Source organism: Desulfarculaceae bacterium (genome assembly GCA_020444545.1).
In the GTDB taxonomy this organism is placed as follows: Bacteria; Desulfobacterota; Desulfarculia; order Desulfarculales; family Desulfarculaceae; genus Desulfoferula.
This window is the reverse complement of sequence record JAHLKT010000002.1, coordinates 779,995-796,070: the sequence shown is the minus strand read 5'-3', so window position 1 is coordinate 796,070 and position 16,076 is coordinate 779,995. Positions and strand designations below refer to the sequence as shown.

Below are 16,076 nucleotides of genomic sequence, written 5' to 3'. Positions count from 1 at the left end.
CGCTTTTTAGGGTTCGCCGAGAAGGGGCGGGCAGGAAGATCGGGGGGACTGCGTGCAGGTAGAGCTGAACTGGAAGCTGGTTTGTAAAACCAGCGAGTTGGACGAACACTTAAAATTTTTTAATGAAAACGGGGGCGTTTACCTTTGGCTCTATCGCGGGAAACCGCTCCGGGTGGCCTATGTGGGCGAGGCCGCCAACTATCTTAGCCGTCTGTACCAGCACATGGCCAACTTCATGGCCGGCATGTATACGGTCCACGACATAAGGCCTGAACAGGATTTGGTAAAGCATATAGCCCAGCACATGGCCGGCAAGGATCCAGAAGAAATCAAGAGGGGGGGCAAGACCTTTTTCGCCGCTGGTCCCCGCGACGCGGATTTCCTCTTTTCAAAACAATTTTCTCCCGAGAGAATTCGCAACTGCAACCGCGCCTATCTGGACAACCTGTCCTTTGCCTTTGCTCCCCTTGATAAAAAATATGACGCACATATGCGTCGGGGAGTGGAGACCACCCTGATCGTGGGCATTAGAAAAATCTACAGCGCCATGTGCGGTAGAGACGATAGCTGCCAGTTGCATGTAAAAGGCAAAAACGGCAATCACACCATTTGGGGGGCCATAAGTCGGTACCCAAGCGAAGATATAAACCTGGTCCAGCAAAGCGAGGCGTTCGCTTCCTTGCCCGCCGAGGTAGGGAAAATCAGGGGATGGGATAAAAGTTCGGGCCAGGTGCGACTGGCCTTACTCGACGATTTGGAGCCTGTTTCGCTCTAGGGAATCCGGCTGGCCAAAGCCCTGGGCAACACTTCAGCCAATTTTTCCATTGCCTCTGCCCAATCACCCCCCACTCTCCTAGGCTGCGGAAACCAAGCCGCCTCGATCTCGACCGCCGCTTGCTCAGTCTCCCGGCCCGCCAGGCGGGTGGCCTGAGCTTGCAAGACCCTCTCGCCGTGCCTCAGCACCGACTCCAGGGCCGAGGCCAGCTCATCGGCCAAGGCCTCATCCGCGCACCAGGCGGCCGTGGCCTGGCTCAGGCGCTTGAGCTCCCAGAACTCCAGGCCCCGTGCGCCGCGAGACCACAGGGGCATGGCCGGGTGGCGGTGCCGCCACAGGCCCAGGCCGCGGCCCTGCTCCCAGAGTTCGGCGCAGGAGGCCGCCATTTGGGCCAGGCGGGGCGATGGGGCCTCGGGCGGGGCCGGTGCCTGGGCGCGTGCCTTCGGGCCCAACCAGGCCTCCCACAGGCGCTCCAGAGCCGCGCCGCCCGCTTCATCGCCCGGGGTGTCCAGGTGCAGATAGGACAAGAACAACCGCCCCTCACCCAGCCGGGCCTCAATCACCGCGGGCTGCCCCCACAGCGGGGCCGGGTCCAGAGAAAGGCCGTACTTTTCTTCCAGGGCGGGCAGATCCTCGGCGGCGGTCTGGTCCAAGGGCACGTCGGCCACGCACAGCGTCTCGGTGGGGCCGTGGTAGCGGGCCAGGACCTTGACCTCCGGCGCGGTCGGTTCGGCGAACTGCCCGGGCCACCACACCAGCCAGCGGGCCGGGTTGGTCGTGCCTTGCCACATAGCATGGCCCTGGGCCCCGCCCTCGGGCCGAACCATCACCGGGCCGCTGAGCCCGGGCAGGCGCTGATAGCCGGTGGCCCGGTCCAGGGGCACCAGCCCCAGGCCGTCGGCCACGCTAAGAGCCAGGCCCGCGCCGCCGCAAAAGCCCAGGTAAGCGCCGCCGCGCTCCACAAAGCGGCGCACCTCCCGAGCCCCGGCTTCGCCCAGGGCCATCTTCTTGTATTGGGAAAAGCCGCCCGGGACCACCAGCAGGCCGGCGCCCTCCAGGCCTCCATCGGCCACCGAGGCCGCGCTGATGGGCCATAGGCACAGTCCGCTTTGCCAGGCCGCCTCCAGGCACATCAGCGACCAAAGGCCACCCCCGTCCCACAACAGGCGGGCGGGGCAGGGTGCCAAGCCCCTAACCTTGATGGCCGCCCACCACCAGGCGGGGGATGCGCAGGGTGGGCTGGGCATCGCCCACCGGCGAGCCCTGGCCGTCCTTGCCGCAGGTGCCCAGGCTCCAGCCCAGGTCGCTGCCCACCCGGTCGATCTGCTGGAGCACCTCCGGGCCGTTGCCAGTGAGGGTGGCTCCGCGCACCGGCGCGCCCACCTTGCCGTCGCGGATCAAATAGCCCTCGCTCACCTCGAACACGAAGTCGCCGTTGATGGTGTTCACCTGACCGCCGCCCATCTTGCGCACCAGAAGGCCGTCGCCCACCGAGCGGATGATGCTCTCCGGGTCGTCGGAGCCAGGCGCGATCATGGTGTTGGTCATGCGGGGTATCGGCCGGTGGCGGTAGGACTCGCGGCGGCCGTTGCCCGTGGGTTGGGCCTCCAGCTTCCAGGCGGAGAGACGGTCTTGCAGATAGCCCTTGAGCACGCCCTGGTCGATGACCACGTTCTTCTGGCAGGGGGTGCCTTCGTCGTCGAAGCCGCCCGAGCCCCGGCGTCCGGGTACCGTGCCGTCGTCGATCACCGTGACCAGCTCGCTGGCTACCTTGTCGCCGATCTTGTCCGCGTACACGCTCATGTTCTCGAAGACAAGGTCGCCCTCCAGGCCGTGGCCCACCGCCTCGTGGATCATGGTGCCGCCCGCCTCGGCCGAGAGCACCACGGGCATGGCCCCGCCGGGCGCGGGGTCGGCCTCCAACATCAAGATCGCCCGCCGGGCCGCCTCGCGGGCCACCTTCAGCGGGTCCTCCAGGTCGAAGATCTCCATGCCCCGGATGCCGCCCATGGTCTCGTAGCCGGTCTGGGAGCGGCCGTTCTCGCGGGCCACGCAGTGCACCGCCAGGATGATCTGGGTGCGTTCCTCGGCCGCCTCCACGCCCAGGGAGTTGAGGATGCGCACCTGCTGGCCCCGGTCCATGTAGGTGACCCGCACCTGGCTGATGCGCGAATCCACCGCCCGGGCCGCGGCCTCGCCCGCCTTGACCAGCTCCACCTTTTGCTCGGTGGCCTTGTCGCGGGGGGGCGAGGCCACCTGGGTGGTCAGGCCTGGTTGCAGGCTCTGCAAGGCCGAGGGAGCCACGGCCTGGCCCTTGGAGAGCAGGGCCAGGTTGCCCGCCAGGGGCATGAGCGCCTCTTGGCTGAGCTGGTTGCCGTAGGCGTAGGCGGTCTTCAGGTCGTAGATCAGGCGCAGGCCCGCGCCCTGGTCCACCCCGCCCAGCACCTTTTCCACCTTGCCGTCGTCCATGACGATCATCAGGCCGGTGGAGCGCTCCAAAAACAGCTCGGACATCTGGCCACCGTGCTTAAGGGCGGCTTCCAGGATGGGCAGGGCGTTCACCTCTAGGGACATGGGCGGCTATCCTATTGATAGGGCTGACAAAGATTGGCTAATAACGCTTCGAAAAGAATAGCACGGCCTCTTGAACGGGTCAACGCGGCCTGGCCGGAGGCAGGGGGGGCGGCATTGACAGGAAAGGTCCGTATGCATAGTATCAGGCAACGGGTAGGCAACCGCTGGAGATGACTGGCATGATCCGCAAAGCGCTCATTTTGGCCATGGGGCTCTCGCTGCTCCTGGCCGCCCTGCCGGCCTGGGCCAAGCCCGCGGCCGAGCCCATCACCATCACCGTCTTGGAGGCGGCCCAGATGCTGGCCGCCGAACCCAAGGACACCTTTTTGGTGGACGTGCGCACCCGCATGGAATACGCCCTGGTAGGTCATCCACCCCACGCCTACAACGTGCCCTGGCGCTTGGGCACCAACGACTTCCAGGTGGCGGGCGGCTCCTACAACGGGGGCAAGGCGGCCCGCACCGGGTATCAGCTGAGCGCCAAGGCCAACCCCGACTTCCTGGGGGTCATGGGCTCGTTGTTCAAAAAAGGCGACAAGCTCTTGATCCTCTCCAGCAGTGGGGAGCAGGGGGCCCAGGCCGCCGAGGCCCTGGTCAAGGCGGGCTACACCCAGGTCTATAACTTGTCCAACGGATTCTTGGGGCAGCCCCTGATGCCCGAGAAGCAGGGCGAGCTGGCCCAGAAGTATTCGCCCGCCTACGGCTCGCGGGGCAAGCTCAACGGCTGGCTGTTCTGGGATCTGCCCGTAAGCCACGAGCTGGACCCGCGCTACATCTACCCGCCGGACTTGAAGCGGATGCAGAACCAGAAGTAGCTCAATCCTCGCCGTACTCCGCGCCGTAATCCGGGGGGCTCCAGCCTCCCGCGCCGGCCACCATCTCTTCCATGCGCTCCAGGAGCGGCGTCAGGCTTTTGGGCCTGAGCGCGCTCACCGCCACCCCGCCGTAGCGGTTGCTCAGCCGGGCCAGAGCCTCGGGCGAGGCCTTGTCCGCCTTGTTGAGCGCCAGCAAGCGGGGCGCGTCGCTGAACTCCATCTGATCCAAAATCGCCTCCACCGAGGCGATCTGCTCCTCCACCCTGGGGTTGGCCGCGTCGGCCACGTGCACCAGCAGGTCGGCCTGCTCCAGCTCTTCCAGGGTGGCGGCAAAGGCCCGTTGCAACTCCTGGGGCAAATCGCGGATGAAGCCCACCGTGTCGGTGATGATGACCTCGCGCTCCCGGGGAAAGCGCAGGCGGCGGGTGGTGGGGTCCAGGGTGGCGAAGAGCCGGTTCTGGGTCTTCACCTTGGAGCCGGTGAGCGCGTTGAGCAGGGTGGACTTGCCCGCGTTGGTGTAGCCCACAATGGACAGCACCGGAAGGCCGCCCCGGGCGCGGGCCGCGCGGCGGCGGCCCCGCTGCTTGGCGATCTGCTTCAAATCGCGCTCCAGGCGGTCCAGCCGCTGGCGTACCCTACGGCGGTCGATCTCCAGGCGCGTCTCGCCCGGGCCGCGCCCCCCGATGCCGCCGGTTAGGCGGCTCAGGCCGTCGTCGCGCGCGCCCAAACGGGGCATGAGGTACTTGAGCTGGGCCATCTCCACCTGGAGCTTGCCCTCGCGGGTGGCGGCCCGCTGGGCGAAGATGTCCAGGATGAGCTGGGTGCGGTCGATGAACTTCAGCTCCGCGCTGGTGGAGGCGGCCAGGGAGCGGGCCTGGCCAGGGGTCAGATCCTGGTCCAGCACCAGCACGTCCGCGCCCAGGCGCAGGGCCTTGAGTAGCACCTGGCTCAGCTTGCCCGGGCCGATGAGGGTGCGCGGGTCGGGCTTGCGCCGCCGCTGCACCACACGGCCCACCACGCTGAGCCCGGCCGAGCGGGCCAGTTCGGACAACTCGTCCAGGCGCTCGGCGGCTTCTTCCTCGGGCCCGCTGGTCACGCTGATGAGCAAGGCCGCGCCCGAGCGCCCCACTTCTTGGGCCCCGGCGGTGCGCCCCAGCTCCTGCTCCAGGGCGCGCACCAGGCGGGCCAGGTCTTCGGGCGGCTGGCCGGGGAGGAAGGGCTCGATGAGGTGCTCGTCCTCGCCTTCCTCGGGCACGGGCAACAGGTGCGCCGCGTGGATAAGCCCGGGCAGGCCTTCCTCGCGCACCTCCAGGGCGGCCACCAGGTCCCAGCGCTTAAGGCCCAGGTCGCCCAGGTCGGCGGAGCTGAGGCCCCCGCCCAGGCTGGTGTGCAGCCAGACGTGGCCGGCCAGACGGCCGCGCCCCCGGCGCAGACGGGCCGGGTCGGGCGAGGCGATGCCCTGCTCGGGCGAACCCACCACCACCGAGGCCACCGCGCCCTTGCGGTCCAGGGCCAGGCCGACGGGCCGGGCCAGCTCGGCGCTGAGCCGGGCCAGGTCGCGGGCCTGCTCGGGCAATATGAGCTCGGCCGGGGGCAGGCGGCGCCGGAAGAGGTTGTTCAGCCGCTTTAGTTGATTGGGCTTGAGGCCGCTGGTGTGGCCCAGGACTTTGGGCAAAGCAGGCTACTCCTCCAGGGAGGGGTCGAAGGTGAGGTTCTCGAACCGGGTGAGGTCGTCCAAGAACGCCAGGCGCACCGTGTCGGTGGGGCCGTTGCGCTGCTTGCCGATGATGATTTCGGCCACGTGGTCGTCTTCCTCTTCCGGGTCGTCGCGCTTCTTGTAGACCTTCTTGCGGTAGATGAAGGCGATGACGTCCGCGTCCTGCTCGATGGCCCCGGATTCCCTGAGGTCGCTGAGCATGGGGCGCTTGTCGCCGCCGGGCCGCTCCTCCACCTTGCGGTTGAGCTGGCTGAGCGCCACCACCGGCACCGAAAGCTCCTTGGCCAGGGCCTTCAAGGAGCGCGAGATGCTGCTGATCTCCTGCTCCCGGCTGTCGCTGCCCGCCCGGCCGCGCATGAGCTGGAGGTAGTCCACCAGGATCAGCCCCAAGCCGTGCTCCAGCTTGAGCCGCCGCGCCTTGGCCCGGAGGTCCAATACCGAAAGGGCCGGGGTGTCGTCGATGTAGATGGGCGCGCCGTGCAGCTTGTCCGCCGCCTGGGTCAGCGCCGGGAAGTCCTGGTTGTGGGTAAGGAAGCCGGAGCGGATCTTGGAGCCGGACACCCGGGCCTCGGAGGCCAGCAGGCGCATGCCCAGCTGCTCCTTGCTCATCTCCAGGCTGAAGATGGCCACCACCACCCCGTGGTCCAAGGCTGCGTTGGAGGCGATGTTCAGGGCAAAGGCGGTCTTGCCCATGGAGGGCCGCCCCGCGATGATGATCAGGTCGCCGTTTTGCAGGCCGGTGGTGAGCTGGTCCAGCTTCTTGAAGCCGGTGGGAACCCCCGAGACCTGGCCCTGGGAGGCGAAGCGCTCCTCGATCACCTTCATGGAGGAGATCACCACGTCGCCGATGTGGCTCACCTGCTGGCTCAGGCGCTCCTGGGTGGCCGCGAAGATAGCCCGCTCCGCCCCTTCCAGGGCGATCTCGGGCTCGGCCTGGTGGGCATGAGCTTCCTCGACCGCCTTGTGGGCCGCGGCGATGAAGCCCCTGAGAAGGGCCTTGTCCTTGACCAGGGAGGCGTAGTGATCCACGTGAGCCGGGCCCAGGAGGATGTCGCCCAGCTCGGCCAGATAGGCCGCGCCGCCCACCGCGTCCAGGCGGGCCTCGTCGGACAGGCGCGAGGTGACGGTGATCTCGTCCACCGGCTGGTTCTTGTCGTACAGGGCCAGCATGGCCGCGTAGATCTGGCCGTGGCGGCGGTCGTAGAAATCGTCGGGCTTGAGGGTGGAGGCGATTCCGGCCAATATATCGCTGCCGTGCACCAATACGCCGCCCAGCACCCCGCGCTCGGCGGCGATGTCCTGGGGGGGTACGCGGCGGCTGGGAGCGCCGGATTCGCTCACGCTGGCTCCTGGGTTCGTTGGAAGTCAATTCAGGCTAACAGAATCACATTCTATAGCGGTGCCGCTCCGAGGGGAAGGGGCGGGTCTCAAAAAATGCGCGGCGCGGCCTCCGGGCAAAAAAACAGGCGGCCGGGGCCGTGGCTGGTGGTTCCAGCCAAGCCCCGCGCCGCCTTGCAGCTATTTTGGCGCCGGTCTGGCGACCGGCCGGAGAGCGCCGCTAGTCGCGGTTGAAGTTCTCGGCCGCCTTGGCCAGGACCTTCTCGGCCGCTTCCAGGGTCTCCTCCACCGCGGACTGCACCTTGTCCTCGGCAGCCTCGGGCTCCTCGGCGGCCTCGGCCTCCACAGCCTCGGCCTCCACAGGCTCGGCCTGGGCGGGCGCGGCCTCGGCGGGCTCGTCGCCGCTCTCGGGCAGCACCGCCACCTCGATGTCCACTACCACCTGGGGATGCAGCTTCACCGGCAGGGTGTAGGTGCCCAGGGCCTTGATGGGCCCTTCCTCCATGATGATGCGGCGGCGGTCGATCTCATGGCCCAGATCGGCCAGAGCCGCGGCGATCTGCATGTTGGTCACCGAGCCGTAGAGCTTGCCGCCCTCGCCGGAACGGGCGAGGATCTCCACCTTGATGCCGGCCAGCTTGTCGGCATCGCCCTTGACCTTCTCGGCCAGGCGGGCGGCGGCGGCCTCGATGCGCTGACGCTCGGCATCCAGGGCCTTGATGTTCTTGTTGGTGGCCATCAAGGCCAGACCCTGGGGGATGAGGTAATTGCGGCCGTAGCCGTTTTTCACCTGCACCACCTCGCCGGGGTCGCCCAGGCCCAGGACTTCCTGGGTGAGGATAACTTTCATTGTCTATTCCTCCGACTCAGACGACTGGCTGTTGCCCCGCCGCCTTAGATTTAACCATATATCGAACAGGCCCACCGCCGCCAGCAACGCGGCCAGGTAAAACTCCAGGACCACCAGCAGGTACAGGGCCCATCGGAGCAGGACCGGAGCGTTTTTGGCCCGCAGCCAGTAGTCGACCACGGCCATGCCCTGCAGAAAGTACAGCGAGCCCATCAGCAAGACCAAGTTGGCCCCGGCCCAAAAGAGCCAGCCGGAACCCAGGGCCATCAGTCCCCCGCCCGCGATGAACACCCACACCAGGGGCTCGGGGGCGCGGAACAGGGTCAGGTCTTCGACCGGGCCCAGGCCCCCCCAGCGGGAGGCCAGACGGCGGGCGCCCAGCATGTTGAGCCAGGCCACCATAAGCGACACCGTGGCCAGGATGCCCGGCGCCAGGTGAAGCACGATGCGCTCGGCCAGGCGCAAGCCGCTCTCGATCTGCCCGAGGACCTCGGGTGACAAGTCCATGCCCCGGTATATCTGGAGCACCGAGGACATCTCCAGGCGCCACTGGGCGCGCCACATCTCCCAAGGCCCCATGCCGCTGATCATCGAGGCCACGGCCAGCAGGGCCAACACCGCCAGCATTCCGCCGGCGGCTCCCCCGCCGATCCCCCACTTCTCGGTGAGACCCAGGTTGGGCAACTCGCCCAGCCCGGCGGCCATGGCCAAGAAGTAGAGCAGGTAGTAGCCGCCTCCCGGCGGCGCGGCCACCTGCAAGAGCAGGAAGGTGATCAGCGCGGCCATCAACAGCGCCCTGCGGCCCGCCCAGGCCCCCTTGAGCCGATAGGCCAGAAGCAGGGGCAGGGGCGAGGCGAAGGTGATCACCGACCCGGCCAGGGGCAGGAACCAGGGCACGGCGAACAGGGCCACCGCGCCGGCCGCCGCCGCCAGGGGCGGCAGCCAATCCACGGGGCGGGCTCGGTTCATGAGCACCGCCAGCACAAAGGACCTAGTTGGATCCCTGGGCCGAGAAAGGCAGCAACGCGATGTGGCGGGCCCGCTTGATGGCCAGGGTCAGCTCGCGCTGGTGCTTGGCGCAGCAACCGCTGATGCGCCGGGGGATGATCTTGCCCCGTTCGGTGGTGTAGTAGCGCAGGGTGCGGGGCTCCTTGTAGTCGATCTGCAAGCTGGAGTCGGCGCAGAAGCGGCAAACCTTGCGGCGTCCGTATCTCCTTCTCTTGAGCGTAATCATGCCGTCCTCCTAGCTCTCGTCGTCTTCGTCGTCGCGTTGATCGGCACGGGGCTGATCGTCCTGGTCCTTGTCCTCTTCGGTCTCGCCGGAGGCTGCCTTGGCGGCCTTGGCCGCTTCGGCTTCCGCCTTGGCCGCTTCGGCTTCGGCCTTGGCCTTGGCCATGGCCTCTTCGTCGAAGGAGTCGTAAAGCTTGACGGTGAGGTAGCGGATCACCTGCTCGTCGATCTTGAAGTTACGCTCCATCTCGGCGACCGCCGGGGCATCGGCCCCGTACTCGAACAGCACGAAATAGCCCTTGTTCTGCTTCTTGACCGTATAGGCCAGGCGGCGGCGTCCCCAGTGGTCTTCCTTGACCAGGAAGCCGCCTCCGTCCTCCAGAATGCCGCGGAACTTGTCCACCGCCGCGGCGGTGTCCTCCTCGGACAGCTCCGGATGGACAATAAAGATCGTCTCATAATGTCGCATAAGGCCTCCTCTCGGTCTGAACGTCCCCGGCAACGGCCTTAGCTGCCGGAGAAAGGAGTAGATAAAGAAGCTAAACAGCTACCACCGCACCCCGGAATTGTCAAGGGCTCCGGTGGTTTTGAGCCTCTGGAGTAAAACGCGGTCCGTGGGGCACAGGGCGAGCCCAAGGGCCGCCTCCGGTGCGTTCCATGCCAGGGCGCGGTGCTCCAGGGCCTGGGGCTCGCCGCCGTTCAGGCGGCAGGCGAAGGCGTGCAGCATGAGGGGCCGGCCATCCGGGGTCAGACCCTCCTGGCTGGCCAGCAAGGGGCCCACCGAGGCGGCCACGCCCAGCTCCTCGACCAGCTCCCGGGCCAGGCAGGCGGGCAGGCTCTCGCCGGGCTCGGCCTTGCCGCCGGGCAGCTCCCACAGGCCGTTTTCGCGGCGCTGGGCCAAAAGCACCCGGCCCCCGCGCAGGACCACCGCGCAGGTAACCTCCAGCGGGGCCTGGCTCATGGCTTGGCCGGGGCCTGGTTCTTGTGGCCGAGTTGGCGGGTGCGCAGGCTCAGGTAGCGCTCCTCGGCCTGGGGATAGGCGGGGTCCGCGTCCAGGATGGCCTCGTAGAGTTTGAGCGCCTCGGCGTCGCGGCTCTGGGATTCCAGCAGCCCGGCCAGCTGGAACTTGAGCTTCAGGTCCTTGGGGGCCAGCTCCACCGCCTGGGCCAGGGCTTCGATGGCCGGGCCCGGCTCCTCGCGCTCCAGGGCCAGGGCGGCCTTGAACTGCCACAGCTCGGCGCTCTTGGGGTTGAGCTCCATCACCTTGTCCAGGAGCTCGCCGGTCTGCTCGGGCGCGGGATCGCTCATGGCGCCCAGCACGGCAAGCCACAGGTTCAGGTCGTGGGGTTTTTTGGCCAAGAGTTCCGGGGCCAGGGCCACGGCCTGGTCCCAGCGCTTTAGGCCCAGCAGAGAGCGCAGTTTAAGCTCCAGCACCTCGGGGTCGCCCGGCCGGGCTGAGCTCACCGGCTCCAGCAGTTCCAAACAGCGGGCGAACTTGCCTTCTTCAAAGGCCAGCACCGCCAGGTTGAAGCTCAAGTCCGGATCAGTGGGCTTTAGCTTGTTCAGGCGCTCGTAGGTGCGGGCCAGGGACTTGCGCCAGCCCATTTCCTGGTAGAGCTTGATCAGGGCCATGAGCGGGGCCGGGTCCTCGGGAGAGAGCTGTGACACCAGCTCCGTCTCCTTGATGGCTCCGCGCTTGTCACCGGCGCTTAGGTAGGCCTGGCTAAGGGCCAGGTGCAGTTCGCGGTCCTTGGGAGAGAGGGTGGAAGCGCGGGCCAAGGCCTGGCGCTCGCCTTCCTTGTCGCCCGCCTCGCCGCGCAGCCGGGCCAGCTCCTGCCAATAGTCCGGCTGGCCGGGGTCCGCGCGCACCGCCTTTTCCAGGTTGCCGAGGGCCAGCTCGGCCTGCCCCGCCTTTTGCTGCGCTATGGAGAGCCGGGCCAGGCTGGCCGCACGGTCGGTCCCTTTCTGGGCCTCGGCCAGGCGCTCCAGCAACACGGCCGCCTCTTCCCAGCGGGCCAGGTCTTCGTAAAGCGAGGCCAGGCGCTCCAGGAGCGCGGTGTCGCCCGGCCGCACGGCGGCCAGCTTGCTCAGGGCGGCGGCGGCCTGCTCGTTTTGTCCCATGCGCTCATAGAGCAAAGCCAGGCGCTCCAGCCAGCGGGGGTCCTTCTCGCTCTTGGCGTGGCCGGCCAAAAGCTCGGCCGCCTGGGGATAGCGCGCCGCCTCGCTGTAGAGGTCGGCCAGGCGCTCGATGAGCAGGGGATCATCCGGGGTCAGCTCCAGGGCGCGCTCGGTGTAGGTGATCTTGTCGTCCAGGCTCTCGGCCGCCTTGGCCCGGCGCAGCCAGTCGATGGGCAGCAGGCGCACCAAAAGGGTCACCGCGCCGATGGGCTCGCCGCTCTTGAGCACCTCCAGCTTGAGGGCCGGGGTTTCGTAGATGCGCGGGCCCAGGAGCTTGGCCGCGGTGTGGTAGTGGTTCAGGTCTAGCTCGGGGAAGGAGGCCAGGCGGTAGGAAAGGCCCAGGTCCAACCAAGAGTCGCTCTTGGCCCCTAGGACCCGGAAGGGCGCGTCGGGATGCAGGGTGGCCACCCCGCCGGCGCGCACCTTGAGGGGCAGCCCGCCGATGGACACCTCCACCCACTCTAAACGGGGGCCATTGTCAGCGGCGGGCTTGGCGGGACCGTCTTGGGCGAGGGACAGCCCCGCGGCGGCGGCCAAAAGGCCCACGGCCAAGAGCAGCCCTATGAGAACCCTGGCGAGGGGACTCATGCTAACCCGCCTCCCAAGCTGACTAAAAGCATTGAGACAAACTGTACAAGAGCCGGAAGGCCAAGTCAAAAGGCGTTGTTTAGGCGGGGCTTGCCAAAAGCACCGGCTGGCCGCCTTCTTCCGCGCAGGCGGTGATCACGGTACGCAGCACCGTGCCCGCCGGGGGAGCCGGGTCGAGGCGAGCCAAACAGTAATTGCCCGCCCGGCCCAGGCCCGAGCCCTCCATGACCACATTTAGGGTGCGGCCCACCTGGGCCTGGTAATAGGCCAGGCGCTTGGCCGCGCCCAGGTCGCGCAGGATCGAGGCCCGCTCCTTGACCGCCTCGGGCGCGGGGTGATCCGGCATGGATGCGGCCGGAGTGCCGGGGCGGGGGGAGTAGGGGAACACGTGCAGATAGCTGATAGGCAGGGCGGCGATAAGCTCGCGGGTGGCCGTGAATTCGGCATCGTCCTCGCCGGGCAGGCCCACCAGCACGTCAGCGCCCAGACAAGCGCCGGGCATGGCCGCGCGCGCGGCGTGCACCCGCTCGGCGTACTGCTCCGGGCCGTAAGGGCGGCCCATGGCCTTTAAAAGCTTGGCGCTGCCGGTCTGCAAGGGCAGATGGAAGTGGGGGCAGATGCGCTCCTCGCGCCCGGCCAAGGCCAGCACGCCGTCGGTGAGCTCTTCGGACTCCAGGGAAGACAGGCGCAGGCGCGGGCCGGGGTGGGCGGCCAGCAGGGCCTCCAGCAGCTCGGTCAGCTCGCGGCGGGGGGTGAGGTCTTGGCCCCAGCGGCCCAAGTGGATGCCGGTGAGCACCACCTCCGGAGCCCCGGCCGCGCCCAGCTGGGCCATGGCCTCGGCTGCTTGCTCCAGGGGCAAGCTGCGGGGTCGGCCCCTGGTGTCGGGCACGATGCAATAGGCGCAGCGCGCGTCACAGCCGTCCTGCACTTTCAAGAGCCCCCGGGTGCGCTTCGGGCCGGGGAGCTGCACCCCCGGGCAGAAAGTGCCCGCATCGGGCGGGGCAGGGGTAGTGTCGCCTTGGGTTTCGGCGTCGTGCACCAGCTCGGCCAGGCGGGAGCGGCCCAGCACCAGGCAGCCCGCCTCGTCGTAAGAAGCCGGGTCGGCCTGCACGTCGCAGCCAGTGGCTGTCACCCGCGCGCCGGGGTGCGAGCGGATCAGCCGCCGGGCCATCTGGCGGGACTGGCGGGCGGCGGTGCCGGTCACCGAGCAGGTCATGAGGACTACCAGGTCAGCCGCCTGCTCGCCCTCGGCCCGCTGCCAGCCCTGGGCCTCCAGGCCGGAGGCCAGAGAGGCGGCTTCGGCTTGGTTGACCTTGCAGCCCAGGCTGGTTATGACGAACCTGTTCATGGCTTACCAACCTGCGGCTTCGCCAGACGCCGGCATACGGTGTTGCCGGCCACGCTCCAGCCTCGACGTAGGTTCACTACGCCCTCGGCTGTCGCTTGCCGGTCGCCTTGTCTGCCGTCGCCTGGCTGTGCCGTGTTTGGCTTCAAAATGCACTTCTTCCGTACCGCACAAATGAAAGAGGCCGGGCGCTCGTTGCGCCCGGCCTCTAAACATACCCTAAAACCTAGGCGAAACGCGCCCGCACCCGCTTGAAGGCCTCCAGCGAGTTGGTGATGGTAGCGTCGTCGCAGCAGTAGGCGATGCGGAAGTAGCCCGGCCCCATGAAGCCCGAGCCCGGCACCAAGAGAATGTTCTCCTCTTGGGCCACCTTGCAGAAGGCCACGTCGTCCGGGTCCGGGCTCTTGGGGAACACGTAAAAGGCCCCGCCCGGCCGCACGTAGTCAAAGCCCGCCTGGTCCAGCACGTCCAGGATCAGCTCACGCTTCTTGGCGTACTGGGCCACCTCGGCGGCGTCCTCCAGCAGCTCGGCCACGGCCATCTGCATGATGCCCGGGGCGTTCACGTAACCCAGGATGCGGTTGGCCAGGGTCATGCCGCCGAGCAGCAGGCCCTTGTCCGCGATCTCCGGGTGCACCGCCGCGAAGCCGATGCGCTCGCCGGGCAGGGACAGGTTCTTGCTGAAGCTGGTAACCACGATGCTGTGGGGATAGGCCGCGAAGATGCTGGGCACCTCCAGGCCGTCGTATACGATCTGGCTGTAGGGCTCGTCGCTGATCAGGTAGATGGCCTTGCCCAACTCCTGGCTCTTGGCGCTGAGCATGGCGGCCAAGGCGTCGATGGTGGCCTTGGAGTAGACCGCGCCGGTGGGGTTGTTGGGGTTGTTGATCAGCACCGCGCAGGTCTTATCGCTGATGGCGTCGGCGATGGCCTCCACGTCCAAGTCGAAGCTGTCGGTGGTGGGCACCCGCTTCACCGTGCCGCCGTGGTTGTCCAGGTAGAAATCGTACTCCACGAAGTAGGGAGTGGGCACCACCACCTCGGCCCCGGGGTCCACGATGGCCTTGAGGGTGATGTTCAGGGCACCCGCCGCGCCCACGGTCATGATGATTTCGTTCTCGCTGAAGGAGGGACCGTGCTGGCGGCTGAGGTAGTCGGCCACCTTGACCCGCACCCCGGGGTAGCCCGCGTTGGGCATGTAGGCGTGGCGGCCCGGCGAGCGGTCGACGGCCAGGCGCCCGATCACCTCGTAGAACCTTTCGGGCGGCTCGATGTTGGGGTTGCCCAGGGAGAAGTCGAAAACGTTCTCGGCCCCTTTTTCGGCCTTGAGCTTGGCCCCGGCCTCGAACATGGCCCGAATCCAACTGGAGCGGTTGATGAACTCAGCGATCTTACTGGCTACCGGCATGAAACTTCCTCCCGCGCGGAGCAACAAAAAAGCCGCGAACCCTTGGGTTCGCGGCTGCTATGGCTTCTACTGGCCTAAGGCGTCAACAAGCCTCCGCGAACCCGTTCCCGGGATAATAATAATACCGGATAAATCGAAACTCGCGGTGCATTCCTCGGTCCCTCCTTGGGCCTTCAGCAAAGTTATCATCGTGGGTCAATAGCGGTCAATACCCCAAATGGAGCCCTGTTGAGCCGGAAGGGCCTGGTGCGCCCCATGAACGGCAGGGGTAATTGCCGCGACAACGCCCGTGCTCAGAGCTCCTCCTGCACCCTCAAGGTGTAGATGGTCCACGGCCAAGATATCGCCGGAAATACGGCCATTGTAGATATGCATCGTGGGAAGGCCTGGAACTAAGGCAAATTTCCTCTATTTAGCGATGGAGTGTTTTCGACGAACTTCCGGAACTCAACGGGCGTTACGCCGTAGAGAACCTTGAATCTCCGGTAAAAATTCGTCAGGCTCGAGAAACCGCATTCAAATGCCGCTTCCGCGATGCTCTTGTCGCTTGCGGCAAGTAGCGCCCCCACCTTCTGAAGCCGGTGTGTGTTTAGGTAATCAACCACGCTGGTACCAGTATGCCTCCGGAACTCGCGGGTCAGCAGACTGCGGGACAGCCCGAAACGTGATGCGAGCTCATCAAGATCAGCCTTTTGGTCAAGATGCGCCTCAATCCACTCGCAGACATTTTGAATTGCGTTCAGGTGACGGGCAGCTTTTGGAGCTTCCTCCGTGATGCACTGGCCCTGCTGGTGTCCGGCGAGTAATAACGCCAAAGCTCCCCATGCCATCTGTAACTCGCCCTGATCTTCGCAGTGCAGGCCTTCCGGGATCATTTCAAGCACCTCGCTTAAACGGTCCCAGAGATCCGGGTGATCCGTGAAGGTAACACCGGCCTGATTCATTCTTTGAAGGGCGGAGGTTTGGGCGGGGGCAAGGTGGACCCCCATATCCAAGGGGGTCAGACATATGATTTTCAGGTCAGCGGACTCTCCTCTTCTGAAAACAAACCGGTGCCGAACCTGCGGGGTCAAGAGGATACTCCGCCGGCCCACCAGCCCTATGCACTGCTGGTCCGTTACGACGAGTCCCGATCCGGCGTGGCACAACACGAATTCAAAAATATCGTGGGAGTGCCATTCTGAAGACTCTGAAAGTGTGACGGCAACGTTCCAAAGCATGATTTGTCCAATAGTGTATTTGTTGTGGCCAATATGGC

At 66.7% G+C, this 16,076-nt stretch carries 15 protein-coding genes; 2 read left to right on the top strand and 13 right to left on the bottom strand.

Annotated elements, in window-relative coordinates:
• Window positions 1-52 precede the first annotated feature (52 nt).
• On the top strand, window positions 53-775 hold the full coding sequence (locus KQH53_08195) for a hypothetical protein (protein ID MCB2226646.1): 723 nt from the start codon (window positions 53-55) through the stop codon (window positions 773-775).
• On the opposite strand, the gene KQH53_08190 is transcribed toward KQH53_08195, so the two are convergent.
• Entirely contained in the window at window positions 772-1,962 is a 1,191-nt protein-coding gene (locus tag KQH53_08190; GenBank protein MCB2226645.1) for a hypothetical protein, read from the bottom strand. The genes KQH53_08195 and KQH53_08190 overlap by 4 nt on opposite strands.
• Before the next feature lie 4 nt (window positions 1,963-1,966).
• Entirely contained in the window at window positions 1,967-3,349 is a 1,383-nt protein-coding gene (locus tag KQH53_08185; GenBank protein ID MCB2226644.1) for a TldD/PmbA family protein, read from the bottom strand.
• A 179-nt stretch (window positions 3,350-3,528) separates the two neighbouring features.
• On the opposite strand from KQH53_08185, the gene KQH53_08180 reads away from it, so the two are divergent.
• Entirely contained in the window at window positions 3,529-4,164 is a 636-nt protein-coding gene (locus tag KQH53_08180; GenBank protein MCB2226643.1) for a hypothetical protein, read from the top strand.
• Between the two features lies 1 nt (window position 4,165).
• On the opposite strand, the gene hflX is transcribed toward KQH53_08180, so the two are convergent.
• The 11 genes from hflX to KQH53_08125 form a co-directional block, all read right to left on the bottom strand.
• Window positions 4,166-5,839, bottom strand: coding sequence for a GTPase HflX (hflX, locus tag KQH53_08175; protein ID MCB2226642.1), 1,674 nt, complete (start codon window positions 5,837-5,839; stop codon window positions 4,166-4,168).
• 6 nt (window positions 5,840-5,845) lie between these two features.
• Window positions 5,846-7,222, bottom strand: a complete 1,377-nt coding sequence (gene dnaB / locus KQH53_08170) for a replicative DNA helicase (protein MCB2226641.1) — start codon at window positions 7,220-7,222, stop codon at window positions 5,846-5,848.
• A 217-nt stretch (window positions 7,223-7,439) separates the two neighbouring features.
• Complete coding sequence (gene rplI, locus KQH53_08165) at window positions 7,440-8,069, bottom strand: 50S ribosomal protein L9 (protein ID MCB2226640.1); 630 nt, start codon at window positions 8,067-8,069, stop codon at window positions 7,440-7,442.
• A gap of 3 nt (window positions 8,070-8,072) precedes the next feature.
• Entirely contained in the window at window positions 8,073-9,038 is a 966-nt protein-coding gene (locus KQH53_08160; GenBank protein MCB2226639.1) for a YybS family protein, read from the bottom strand.
• 22 nt (window positions 9,039-9,060) lie between these two features.
• Window positions 9,061-9,303: a 30S ribosomal protein S18 gene (gene rpsR / locus KQH53_08155; GenBank protein MCB2226638.1), complete on the bottom strand. Its 243-nt coding sequence runs from the start codon at window positions 9,301-9,303 to the stop codon at window positions 9,061-9,063.
• Between the two features lie 9 nt (window positions 9,304-9,312).
• The gene (rpsF, locus tag KQH53_08150; GenBank protein MCB2226637.1) at window positions 9,313-9,768 is read right to left on the bottom strand and encodes a 30S ribosomal protein S6; all 456 of its coding nucleotides are present in this window, start codon (window positions 9,766-9,768) and stop codon (window positions 9,313-9,315) included.
• A 78-nt stretch (window positions 9,769-9,846) separates the two neighbouring features.
• Window positions 9,847-10,260 (bottom strand): (deoxy)nucleoside triphosphate pyrophosphohydrolase, encoded by a 414-nt coding sequence (locus tag KQH53_08145; GenBank protein ID MCB2226636.1) that lies wholly within the window; start codon window positions 10,258-10,260, stop codon window positions 9,847-9,849.
• On the bottom strand, window positions 10,257-12,065 hold the full coding sequence (locus KQH53_08140; GenBank protein ID MCB2226635.1) for a tetratricopeptide repeat protein: 1,809 nt from the start codon (window positions 12,063-12,065) through the stop codon (window positions 10,257-10,259). Before KQH53_08140 ends, KQH53_08145 begins: the two co-directional genes overlap by 4 nt.
• A gap of 79 nt (window positions 12,066-12,144) precedes the next feature.
• Window positions 12,145-13,413 (bottom strand): MiaB/RimO family radical SAM methylthiotransferase, encoded by a 1,269-nt coding sequence (locus KQH53_08135; protein ID MCB2226634.1) that lies wholly within the window; start codon window positions 13,411-13,413, stop codon window positions 12,145-12,147.
• Between the two features lie 223 nt (window positions 13,414-13,636).
• Entirely contained in the window at window positions 13,637-14,818 is a 1,182-nt protein-coding gene (locus KQH53_08130; GenBank protein MCB2226633.1) for a pyridoxal phosphate-dependent aminotransferase, read from the bottom strand.
• Between the two features lie 392 nt (window positions 14,819-15,210).
• The gene (locus tag KQH53_08125; protein MCB2226632.1) at window positions 15,211-16,038 is read right to left on the bottom strand and encodes an AraC family transcriptional regulator; all 828 of its coding nucleotides are present in this window, start codon (window positions 16,036-16,038) and stop codon (window positions 15,211-15,213) included.
• Between the last annotated feature and the right edge of the window lie 38 nt (window positions 16,039-16,076).

Bases quoted from the DNA above. Each gene is read 5' to 3' on its own strand.
- KQH53_08185 (MCB2226644.1), bottom strand. From the start codon at position 3,349: ATGTCCCTAGAGGTGAACGCCCTGCCCATCCTGGAAGCCGCCCTTAAG.
- KQH53_08180 (MCB2226643.1), top strand. From the start codon at position 3,529: ATGATCCGCAAAGCGCTCATTTTGGCCATGGGGCTCTCGCTGCTCCTG.
- rplI (MCB2226640.1), bottom strand. From the start codon at position 8,069: ATGAAAGTTATCCTCACCCAGGAAGTCCTGGGCCTGGGCGACCCCGGC.
- KQH53_08160 (MCB2226639.1), bottom strand. From the start codon at position 9,038: ATGAACCGAGCCCGCCCCGTGGATTGGCTGCCGCCCCTGGCGGCGGCG.
- rpsR (MCB2226638.1), bottom strand. From the start codon at position 9,303: ATGATTACGCTCAAGAGAAGGAGATACGGACGCCGCAAGGTTTGCCGC.
- rpsF (MCB2226637.1), bottom strand. From the start codon at position 9,768: ATGCGACATTATGAGACGATCTTTATTGTCCATCCGGAGCTGTCCGAG.
- KQH53_08145 (MCB2226636.1), bottom strand. From the start codon at position 10,260: ATGAGCCAGGCCCCGCTGGAGGTTACCTGCGCGGTGGTCCTGCGCGGG.
- KQH53_08140 (MCB2226635.1), bottom strand. From the start codon at position 12,065: ATGAGTCCCCTCGCCAGGGTTCTCATAGGGCTGCTCTTGGCCGTGGGC.
- KQH53_08135 (MCB2226634.1), bottom strand. From the start codon at position 13,413: ATGAACAGGTTCGTCATAACCAGCCTGGGCTGCAAGGTCAACCAAGCC.
- KQH53_08130 (MCB2226633.1), bottom strand. From the start codon at position 14,818: ATGCCGGTAGCCAGTAAGATCGCTGAGTTCATCAACCGCTCCAGTTGG.
- KQH53_08125 (MCB2226632.1), bottom strand. From the start codon at position 16,038: ATGCTTTGGAACGTTGCCGTCACACTTTCAGAGTCTTCAGAATGGCAC.